Source organism: Saccharopolyspora sp. NPDC000995 (assembly GCF_053599315.1).
The window spans coordinates 16,713-27,075 of record NZ_JBSFLZ010000105.1; the positions used below are offsets into that span (position 1 = coordinate 16,713).

Genomic DNA, 10,363 nt, shown 5'->3' on the forward strand with positions numbered 1-10,363 from the left:
CAGGGTCTCTTCATCCCGGCGGGGCAGGGGAGCTTGCTGTCGCCGCGCAGGCCGGGGAGCTGATCCAACGACACGTGAGCCGCGGGCCTGAGGCCCGTCTCAGGCACGAAGCCGGAGGCCCTTGGGCGTGGCTCGGAATCCCGCTTCGGTGAGCACTTCGGCCAGGCGGGACCCCCAAGCGCCTTCGCCGTCGGCGCGTTGGACCGCCAGCTGCTCCAGCCAGCCGTCCCGGACCACCCGGGCCAGCCCGGCCGCCGCGCTGCGCAGGGCGGATTCGTCGTCGGTGAACGACAGCAACGACTTCCCGCCGCGTTCGACGTAGAACACGGCTGCGCCGGACACGAGTACCACGAGCGCGCCGGCCTTGCGGCCCGGTCGATGCCGGGTTTCGCCCATCACCGCAGGCCATTCCAGCGGGCCCCCGTAAGGCTGCGCGGGATCGGCAGCGGCCAGCACCACCGCGTCCCCGTCGCTGTCCTCGCGGGACAAGGCACGCAGGCGGTCGATCGCACCGGGCACCGCGAACTGCGCGGCGCCGAGGCCCTCGATGACATACCCACGTCGGCAGCGACCGGATTCCTCCATAGCGCGAAGAACCTTGTATACGGCGGAAAACCCGCCCATGACGCGCTCGATGTCCAGTGCTCCGCGCGTCAGCACTCCGTGCCGCTCCAGGAAGGCCTCGGCCCGCGCGTGCGCTCGACGGGTCGGGTCGCCCGACGGTTGCGGTGCCAGCGACCAACGTCCGGACACAGTGGGTGGGCCACTGCGGCTGGGCATCGACGGGCGGCCTGTGCGCAACCGCGCATAGCGGCCGCGCGGTGCGCTCCGGCGTGGCTTGTGCGCCGCGCCGCGGCCGGAAACCAAAGCCCGCAACGGTGCCAGGGTGTCGTTCGTCGCCATGCCGGACCAGACCAGATCCCACAAAGCCGAAGTGACCGCGTCGTCGGCGGGCGCGGACTCGCCCCGCTCCACCAGCAGGGCTCCCGCACGATCAGCCAGCTGGCGGAAGAACAACGCGCCACCGTCCAATGCGGACACGACAGCGCGGTGCAGCGGCGAATCGGCGGCGGACTCCTCCGGCAAGTCCGGAAGCAGCAGGTCGGCGACATCGGTGGGCGCCAACGCGATCCAGCCGTCACCGCCGGCCAGGGAGCCGGAGCCGACCCAGGTGACCTCACCGGTGGCGGTCAGTTCGTCGAGCAGCGCGGGGGAGTAGCCGGGCAGTCGGGCGGGCAGGATCAACGACTCCAACCCGCTCGCCGGAACCGGCGCCCCCGCCAGCTGCTCGACCACGGCGTACACGTCGTCCACCGTGGGTACGGAGCGCAACCGGGCTCCGATGCCTTGCCACGCAGGCAGGAAACGGCCCAACGCAGCCGGTTCGACGGGCTCGACCTCCGCGCGAAGCCGCGCCAGCGATGCCCGGCGCAGCCGCCGCAGCACTTCGGCATCGCAGTACTCCAGCGCCCCGCCACCGCCGGCCTCCAACGGCCGAAGCTCGCCGCGGACCAACCGCCCGCTGCCGGTCAACCGGTCCAGCACGCCGTGGACGACGGCCACGCCCAACCCGAACCGCTGCGCTGCTGCATCGGCGGTGAACGGCCCGCGGCAGCGCGCGTAGCGGATCAGCAGGTCGCCCAGCGGGTCGGCGACCGGCTCGGTGAACGCCTCCGGCACCCCGACCGGCAGCGCGACGCCCAGCGCATCGCGGACCTTGCCCGCGTCCTCGACCGGAATCCAGCGCTGTTCGCCCGCGATGCGGACCTGCAGCACTCGTCGTTGTCCGGCCAGTTCGGCCAGCCACTCTGGCTGCACGCCCCGCGCCTCGGCTTGGCCCACGGTCAGATCTCCCAGGAAATGCAGAATATCCATTGTGGACTCGGTGTCGCGGGCCTGTCGTTCCGGGGCGAGCCGTTGCAGTTGCTGCTCGATCTCGTCGAGTGCCTCCGGGTCGAGCAGCTCCCGCAGCGCCTCCGAACCGAGCAGCTCCGCCAGCAGCGTCGAATCCAGGCTCAACGCCGCCGACCGGCGTTCCGCCAGCGGCGCATCGGTCTCGTACAGGAACATGCCGATGTATCCGAACAGCAGGCTGCGCGCGAACGGCGACGGGACCGGGGTCTCGACCTCGACGACTCGCACCTTCCGCGCCGCGACCTGCGACATCAGCTCGGTCAACCCGGGCAGGTCGTAGACGTCCTGCAGGCATTCCCGCATCGCCTCCAGCACGATCGGGAACTGCTCGTACTGCGCGGCCACCGCCAGCAACTGCGCGGCCCGCTGCCGCTGCTGCCACAACGGCGTGCGGCGGCGCGGATCCCGGCGCGGCAGCAGCAGAGCCCGCGCCGCGCACTCCCGGAACCGGGCCGCGAACAGCGCCGAGCCGCCGACCTCGTCTGTCACCACCTGCTGGACTTCTTCCGGCGGAAGCAGCACGTCCTCGGCGTTCGGCAGCACTTCCGCGCCGGACTCGTCCAGCGCATCGGCCAGCCGCAGCACGATCCCGTCGTCGGAGGAGGCGACCTGCGGTTCGATCCCGCGCCGCTCCCGGAGCCGAGCCCCGATGGCCAGCGCCCACGGGCCGTTGACCTTGGCACCGAACGGCGAATGCACCACCATCCGCCAGTCGCCGAGCTCGTCGCGGAACCGCTCCACCACGATCGTGCGGTCGTCCGGCACGTGCCGGGTCGCCCGCCGCTGTTCGTCCAAATAGGACAGCAGGTTGTCCTGGGCCCACTCGTCCAGCCCGGCCGCCGCGATGCGCGACCGCGCCGCCGGGGCGTCCGCGCCGGTCAGCTCCCGTACGAAGGCGCCCAGGGCGCGCCCGAGCTCCAGCGGCCGCCCCGGCGAATCGCCCTTCCAGAACGGCATCCGGCCCGGCTCGCCAGGCGCTGGCACCACCACGACCCGGTCGTGGGTGATGTCTTCCACCCGCCAAGCCGAGGTGCCGAGCAGGAAGGTGTCGCCGACCCGCGACTCGTAGACCATCTCCTCGTCGAGCTCGCCGACCCGCACCCCGCCCTTGCCCGCTTCGTCTGCTGGCGTGGTCACCGTGAACAGCCCCCGGTCCGGGATCGTGCCGCCGGAGGTCACCGCGAGCCGCTGCGCACCGGGTCGCGCGCGCAGTTCGTCGTTCACCCGGTCCCACACGATGCGCGCGCGCAGCTCGCCGAACTCCTCGCTGGGGTACCGGCCCGCCAGCATGTCCAGCACAGCGTGCAGCGCAGAGTCCGGAAGCCCCGCGTAGGGCGCGGCCCGTCGCAGCAGCGCCGCGAGCTCCGGCACCGGCCAGGTGTCCATCGCGACCATCGACACGACGTGCTGCGCCAGCACGTCCAGCGGGTTGCGTGGGAAGGACAGCGACTCGATCAGCCCGCCGGCCATCCGCTCGGACACCACCGCGCAACCGACGAGATCGCCCCGGAACTTCGGGAAAACCACGCCCCGCGAAACCGCGCCGACCTGGTGCCCGCCGCGCCCGATGCGCTGCAGCCCGGAGGCAACGCTCGGCGGCGTCTCCACCTGGATCACCAAGTCCACCGCGCCCATGTCGATGCCCAGCTCCAGCGACGACGTGGCCACCACGCAGGCCAGCCGCCCGGACTTGAGCTCCTCCTCGACCACAGTCCGCTGTTCCTTTGACATCGAGCCGTGGTGCGCCTTGGCGACGATCGGCGGGGCGCCGCCGCCGATACCGGAACCGCCCACTGCCTCGGCTGGGAACCGCTCCAGCGCAACCGGTTCCTCCGCGGCGAACTCGTTGATCCCGGCGGTGAGCCGCTCGGCCAGCCGCCGCGAGTTGGTGAACACGATGGTCGAGCGGTGCTGCCGGATCAGCTCCAGGATCCGCTCCTGCACGGATGGCCAGATCGACGTGTGCTGCTCCGCGCCTGCTGCCGGGCCCTCGACCTCGCCGGTCGACGCGCCCAGCTCGGCCATGTCCGGCACCGGCACCTCGACCCGGACCTCGACCTCCTTGGGATGCGCGGGTTGGATCGTGCGCACCTGCCGGCCACCGGCCAGGAACGTCCGCACCTCCTCCACGGGCCGGACCGTCGCGGACAGCCCGATGCGCTGCGCCGGCTGCGGCAGCAGACCGTCCAGCCGCTCCAGCGACAGCGCCAGGTGCGCCCCTCGTTTGGTGCCGGCCACCGCGTGCACCTCGTCGACGATCACGGTCTCTACGCCGCGCAGCGATTCCCGAGCCGCCGAGGTCAGCAGCAGGAACAGTGACTCGGGAGTGGTGACCAGCACGTCTGGCGGGGTGCGGGTGAACGAACGGCGCTGGTCGGCCGGGGTGTCCCCGGTGCGGATGCCGACCTGGATGTCCGGTGGGGCGCTGCCCCGGCGTTGCGCGGCCTGCCGGATCCCGGCCAGCGGCGCGCGCAGGTTGCGCTCCACGTCGACGGCCAGCGCCTTCAGCGGCGAGACGTAGAGCACCCGGCAGCGCTGCTTCGCGTCGGCGGGCGTGCCCTCGACGGCCAGCTTGTCCAGTGCGGAGAGGAATGCGGCGAGCGTCTTGCCGGAGCCGGTCGGCGCGACGACCAGCGCGTGCTCGCCGTCGGCGATCGCCTCCCACGCCCCGCGCTGCGCTTCGGTGGGCGCGGCGAATGCCCCGCGGAACCAGTCGCGGGTCGCCGCGGAGAAGCCGTCCAGCACATCGCTCACCCCTACATGCTGGACCAACGCCCCGACATCACGTCTACAGCGGCTTCGGTCGCAACCGGCGCACCGCCGCCCCGGCGCTGCTGCCCCGACAGGTCTGGGCCGCGGTCTCAACGGAAAATCGGCGCGGCGGCGCAATGTCCGCAAGGGGTGGACGGCATGTGGTCCGAGACGAGTGCGGGGGATCATTGCGGGGGATCTCTGCAATTCGCCGCTTCGAACGTGGCAGCATTCGATCCCGAAACGTCAGGCGTGGGAGGGGGACGGGTGCGCGTCCTGTCAGTGGATCTCGGCACCTCGAACACCGTCGCGGTGCTGTCCGCACACGGTCGGCCACCACGGGTGGTCGAAGTGGATGGTTCGGCGACCATGCCGTCCGCGGTATTCGCCACCGAGGAAGGCGGGATCATCGTCGGCCGCGACGCCGAACGCCGGGCGCGGCTCGACCCGTCCAGGTTCGAGCCGAACCCGAAGCGCCGCGTGGACGAGAGCACCCTGCTGCTCGGCGAGAACGTCATCACCGTCACCGATGCGCTGGCGGCGGTCCTGCACCGGGTCGCCGAGGAGACCACCCGGCAGCTCGGCGGCGCCCAGCCCGACGAGGTCCGGCTGACCCACCCCGCGCAGTGGGGCACGGTCCGCCGCAACGTGCTGCTGTCGGCCGCTCGGCTGGCCGGGTTCGGCTGCAACCTGGTGCTGGTCCCGGAGCCGGTGGCCGCCGCCGCGCACTTCGCGTCGTTCCCCGACCGCACCCTCGGCGCCGGCCAGGCGTTGGCCGTCTACGACCTGGGCGCGGGCACCTTCGACTGCGCGATCGTGGGCGCCACCCAGAACGGGTTCGCGGTGCTGGCCGAGGACGGCCTGGCCGACCTCGGCGGCCTGGACGTCGACCAGGCGCTGCTGGAGCACGTCGGGCGGCAGGTCTCGAATAAGGACCCGCAACGTTGGCAGGGGCTGCTACGGCCGGAGAGCACCGGCGACCGGCGGGCCCAGCGGGCCCTTCGCGAAGACGTCCGCGCCGCAAAGGAAGCTCTCTCCCGGCACCCGCAGACCGAGGTACCAATGCCGGAACCCTTCGACGACGTGCTGGTCACCCGCGGGGAGCTGGAAGCGCTGGTGCGACCGAGCATGCTGCGCAGCGTCGAGCTGCTGGCCGCGGTGCTGCGCTCCAACGGAATGGGGCCGGAGAACCTCGTCGGGGTGTACCTGGTGGGCGGCTCCAGTCGGCTGCCGCTGGTCGCCAGTCTTATCGGCGAACAGCTGCGGATCGTGCCGACCACCCTCGACCAGCCGGAGACCGCCGTCGCACTGGGGGCGCACCACGTGTCCCGAGACGGGGCGGCGATGTGGACCCAGGACTTCCGGAACAACCCGCCGTCGGGCCCGGTCGCCGTCCCGCAAACCGGGCAGCCGCAGGTCGGGTACCGGGAACCCGACACGGTGCGCACCTACCCCGTCGCGCCGCCGCAGCAGCAACCCCACTTCCAGCCGCCCGCCACCAAGCCCGACTCGCGGCGCAACCTGCTGATCGGCCTCGGCGCGATTGCGGCGGTCGCGGTGATCGTCGCGATTGTGGCGATCGTGTTCCGCTTATCCGGCGGGTCGGGCACTTCCAGTGCGGCGGAATGCCAGCAGCCCGGCACCATCGACCCCAAGGGCTTCACCGCCTGCATGGCCAATCTGGCCGGCAGCGTTCCCGAGCAGTCCAATTGCGCGCCCGGCTGGCAGCGGATCGTGCCCGGCCTGCGGGAGCTCGACGGGATCGTGGCGTCCTGCTCGATCGGCAACCCCAACTCGGGCACCCAGATCATCTACACCCAGTTGGGTTCGCAGGAGGCCGCGCAGACGCGGGCCGACCTGCTGCTGGAGTTCAACGGCGTGACCAGCGACCAGCAGGTCGAGGCGGAGTGGAGCGGCAACGGCCTGTCCGGCACCTACCGCGCGGTCACCAGCGACACCTTCGGCACCTTGGTGTTCACCGTCGACAACCGCCCGCTGGTCGGCATGGTGCTCAAGCCCAACGACGACAAGAGGCCGGACCCGGGCAAGATGGCCGACGAGTTCGAGCAGAAGGTGCAGCCCGGCACCGACTGATCGGCTCACCGCCGGTTGCGGTGCTCCCAGAAGAAGCGCACCGCGAGCGCGATGACGACGAGGAACCCGGCGCCGATCACCGTTTGGCCTAGCGGGCTGGACAAGCCGGTCGGATCGGCCAGCAGGAGCAGCACACCACCAGGATACGGGCGCCGCGTACGCTTGCGGGCGATGCGCCACACAGCTTTCCGCCAACGCATGGCCGGCGAATTCGGCCGGGTCCGCGCCGAGATGCTGGCCCAGGACCACGTTTTCTCGGCGCTCGGCGGGCGCACGGTTGACCAGGCCCTGGAAGCCGGGCTGTCGGCCAAGGAGGTCTGGCAGGCCGTTTGCGAAGCCTTCGAAGTTCCTGCCGAACGGCGCTAGGACTCCGGGCCCTCCTGCGGCTCGGCGGTCGGCTGCTGCGCGGGTCGGCGTTCTGGCACCTCGAAGTCCGCCCACAGGTTCTGCGCGCTGATCTGCTGCTCGGAGGTGCGCCCCGCGTCCTGGTAGTGCTGGTAGGCCCGGCGCCGTTCCTCCTGCATGTGCCGATACGCCTCGGACTGCACCAGCCGGTGCTGCTCCGGCGTTGGGTGGCCCTCGGCGACGGCGACCTCGGCCCGGCAGATCTGTTCGAGCTCGGCGATCCGCCGTTCATCGGCCAGCCGCTGATCCGGGACGTCCTGGGCGGGCGGCTCGTGGCGCCGGTAGCGCACGTAGGGGTTGTCCTGCGGCAGGCCGCCGCTGAGCCGGCCGTAGAACCCGAAGAACATCAGCAGCATGCCCGCGATCAGGCTGAACACCACGTTCGGCAGCTTGAAGGCGAACACGTTCCAGGGCGTGTTCAGCAGGCCCAGGTTGATCAGCCCGGACAGGAAGAACAGCACCCCGATGGCGGCGGTGGTGGTGGAGGCGACCGGCCCGCCCCAGGCCGCGGCGCCGATCAGGAGGACGCCGACCACGACCGAGACCAGGGCCAGCAGGCCGTTGCTGGACAGCCCGATGATGTCGATGCCGCTGGTGGTGAACAGCGGAACCCGGTTGGCCAGCCCGAACGCGCCGAAGACCAGCAGGAAGGCACCGAAGACGGAGGCCGCGACCCGGTAGAACCGGCTCAGCGGGTGGTCGGGTGGCAGGTAGCGGTCCATTCGCATGGTCGGCACCTCCTCCGGAGCGGGCGGCAGGTTCACCCGATGGGTTATTCCGAGTGTCCACCTCGATCGCGCTGATCGCACTGTCACACGATCAGGTGGTGGAGCTGGCGTGTCGGGACGGTGATCGAACACCCGTTCGTCTAAGATGGAATCGCACGGGACCGAATCGGCGAAATACCCCACAGCCCGATTGTCGGTCCCTGCCCGTAGCGTCTGATCTGACACACGACGACCAAGTTCGACTCGACTGAGGTGACCCCCGATGGCAGCGACACCGGACAAGGGCAAGGCGCTGGAGCTCGCGCTCGCCCAGATCGACAAGCAGTACGGCAAAGGGTCGGTCATGCGGCTCGGTGACGAGTCGCGCGCACCGATCGAGGTCATCCCGACCGGTTCCATCTCGCTGGACGTCGCGCTGGGGATCGGCGGTCTGCCGCGAGGCCGCATCGTGGAGATCTACGGCCCGGAGAGCAGCGGTAAGACCTCCGTGGCGCTGCACGCCGTGGCCAACGCGCAGAAGCTGGGCGGCACCGCGGCGTTCATCGACGCCGAGCACGCGCTGGACCCGGAGTACGCCAAGGCGATCGGGGTGGACACCGACGCGCTGCTGGTGTCCCAGCCGGACACCGGCGAGCAGGCGCTGGAGATCGCGGACATGCTGATCCGCTCCGGCGCACTGGACGTCATCGTCATCGACTCGGTGGCCGCGCTGGTGCCGCGCGCCGAGATCGAGGGTGAGATGGGCGACAGCCACGTGGGTCTGCAGGCCCGGTTGATGAGCCAGGCGCTGCGCAAGCTGACCTCCGCGCTCTACAACGCCAAGACCACCGCGATCTTCATCAACCAGCTCCGCGAGAAGGTCGGCGTGATGTTCGGCTCGCCGGAGACCACCACCGGCGGCAAGGCGCTGAAGTTCTACTCGTCGGTGCGCCTGGACGTGCGCCGCATCGAGACGCTGAAGGACGGCTCGGATGCGGTCGGCAACCGGACCCGGGTCAAGGTGGTGAAGAACAAGGTCGCCCCGCCGTTCAAGCAGGCGGAGTTCGACATCATCTACGGCGTCGGCATCAGCCGCGAGGGCTCGCTGATCGACATGGGCGTCGAGCAGGGCATCATCCGCAAGTCCGGTGCCTGGTACACCTACGAGGGCGACCAGCTCGGCCAGGGCAAGGAGAACGCCCGCAAGTTCATGCGGGAGAACCCGGACATCGCCAACGAGATCGAGAAGCGGATCAAGGAGAAGCTCGGCATCGGGGCGACGCTGGACGCCGAGAACGCCGAACCGGCGCCGGTGGACTTCTGATCGCTGAGAACCTGCTGGACGTCGAATGCAGATGAACGGTGACGGTACGCGTCGGGGGAGCGGTGCACGGAGTCGCGTCCCCGACGACGCCCCGCCGGGAGGTCCCTCGGACGAGGCGGAGGACGCGAAGCCACGGTACATGCCGGACGGCCCCGAGCAGCTGGCCCGCGACACGGTGTACCGACTGCTGGCGGCCCGTGCGCGTAGCCGCTCGGAGTTGCGACAAGCCTTGCTGCGCAAGGAGATCGACGAGAACGTCGCGGACGCGGTGCTGCAGAAGTTCGTCGACGCGGGCCTGGTCGACGACGCTTCGTTCGCCGAGGAGTGGGTGCATTCGAGGCAGCGACGCCAAGGGCTGGGGCGCAAGGCGCTCGGCTTCGAGCTGCGCCGCAAGGGTGTCGACGAGCACGTGGTTGAAGCGGCGCTGTCCGCTGTGGACGGCGATGCGGAGGGCGAGCAGGCGCGGAAACTGGTGCGGCGCAAGCTCCGCACGATGGCGAACCTGGACCACGCGGCGAAGACGCGCCGCCTGGTGGGCATGCTGGCCCGCAAGGGCTATTCCGAAGGCCTGGCTTTCCGCGTGGTGCGAGAGGAAATCGAGCGCTCCGGCGCCGACGCCCCGGACCCCGACCTCGAATTCCCGTGATCGACCTCTTCGCGGCTGCGTTTCCGGCTGAGCGAGCAGACCTCTCGAGCGTCCGGCGCGCGATGTGCACAGGCCGCTCAGCTTTTCCGAGGTATGGCGGGCAAGAAGCGTTGCGGCACATCACTCGGGGCTGGACCGCAACGGCGCTCTGCTTCGTCCAATGGGTATCCCGATCCGGAAGTCCGTGCCGATGCCTGCCTCATGATGGAGATCATGGCCGAGGTCGGCACTTGCTCGTACGCGCCTCCCGCAGGGACGATGACTGCCCTGATTTAGCTTTTCCTATGAGGAAATCGACCGCGAACGGTGGGCAGATCCCTCTTTGTCAGGATGAGATGAGACACCTGGTGTGAGTACCGGGTACCAGAGCGAGGGCGGGATCGATAGCCGTGTCCACTTCATCCGACAGGCCCGGCCAGCCGGCTCAGCAGCCTGATCCTGCCGCACGGCCATCGCGGCGGGTGTTCAGCCCGGAGTACAAGCTGGCGATCGTCGCCGAGTATGAGAGCGCCCCGAACGGTG

7 protein-coding genes are annotated in these 10,363 nt (G+C 70.5%); 4 read left to right on the forward strand and 3 right to left on the reverse strand.

Annotation, left to right across the window (positions count from 1 at the left end; translation table 11 throughout):
- Positions 1-99 precede the first annotated feature (99 nt).
- Positions 100-4,668, reverse strand: a complete 4,569-nt coding sequence (locus ACWDKQ_RS27105; protein WP_450141589.1) for an ATP-dependent helicase — start codon at positions 4,666-4,668, stop codon at positions 100-102.
- A gap of 264 nt (positions 4,669-4,932) precedes the next feature.
- On the opposite strand from ACWDKQ_RS27105, the gene ACWDKQ_RS27110 reads away from it, so the two are divergent.
- Positions 4,933-6,759, forward strand: coding sequence for an Hsp70 family protein (locus ACWDKQ_RS27110; RefSeq protein WP_450141590.1), 1,827 nt, complete (start codon positions 4,933-4,935; stop codon positions 6,757-6,759).
- 5 nt (positions 6,760-6,764) lie between these two features.
- On the opposite strand, the gene ACWDKQ_RS27115 is transcribed toward ACWDKQ_RS27110, so the two are convergent.
- Positions 6,765-6,941 carry a hypothetical protein gene (locus ACWDKQ_RS27115; RefSeq protein ID WP_450141591.1) on the reverse strand — a complete coding sequence of 59 codons (177 nt, stop codon included), beginning with the start codon at positions 6,939-6,941 and terminating at the stop codon, positions 6,765-6,767.
- Here ACWDKQ_RS27115 and ACWDKQ_RS27120 point away from each other — a divergent pair.
- The gene (locus ACWDKQ_RS27120) at positions 6,931-7,125 is read left to right on the forward strand and encodes a DUF3046 domain-containing protein (protein ID WP_450141592.1); all 195 of its coding nucleotides are present in this window, start codon (positions 6,931-6,933) and stop codon (positions 7,123-7,125) included. The two genes, ACWDKQ_RS27115 and ACWDKQ_RS27120, sit on opposite strands and share 11 nt — an antisense overlap.
- Here ACWDKQ_RS27120 and ACWDKQ_RS27125 read toward each other — a convergent pair.
- Entirely contained in the window at positions 7,122-7,892 is a 771-nt protein-coding gene (locus ACWDKQ_RS27125) for a DUF4383 domain-containing protein (protein WP_450141593.1), read from the reverse strand. The two genes, ACWDKQ_RS27120 and ACWDKQ_RS27125, sit on opposite strands and share 4 nt — an antisense overlap.
- A 262-nt stretch (positions 7,893-8,154) precedes the next feature.
- On the opposite strand from ACWDKQ_RS27125, the gene recA reads away from it, so the two are divergent.
- Together recA and ACWDKQ_RS27135 are read left to right on the forward strand one after the other, a co-directional pair.
- Complete coding sequence (recA, locus tag ACWDKQ_RS27130; RefSeq protein WP_450141594.1) at positions 8,155-9,195, forward strand: recombinase RecA; 1,041 nt, start codon at positions 8,155-8,157, stop codon at positions 9,193-9,195.
- A gap of 139 nt (positions 9,196-9,334) precedes the next feature.
- Positions 9,335-9,841, forward strand: a complete 507-nt coding sequence (locus ACWDKQ_RS27135; RefSeq protein ID WP_450141595.1) for a regulatory protein RecX — start codon at positions 9,335-9,337, stop codon at positions 9,839-9,841.
- Positions 9,842-10,363: the final 522 nt, after the last annotated feature.

Coding starts and splice junctions, on each gene's coding strand:
- ACWDKQ_RS27125 (WP_450141593.1), bottom strand. CDS start 7,892: ATGCGAATGGACCGCTACCTGCCACCCGACCACCCGCTGAGCCGGTTC.
- ACWDKQ_RS27120 (WP_450141592.1), top strand. CDS start 6,931: ATGCGCCACACAGCTTTCCGCCAACGCATGGCCGGCGAATTCGGCCGG.
- recA (WP_450141594.1), top strand. CDS start 8,155: ATGGCAGCGACACCGGACAAGGGCAAGGCGCTGGAGCTCGCGCTCGCC.
- ACWDKQ_RS27135 (WP_450141595.1), top strand. CDS start 9,335: ATGCCGGACGGCCCCGAGCAGCTGGCCCGCGACACGGTGTACCGACTG.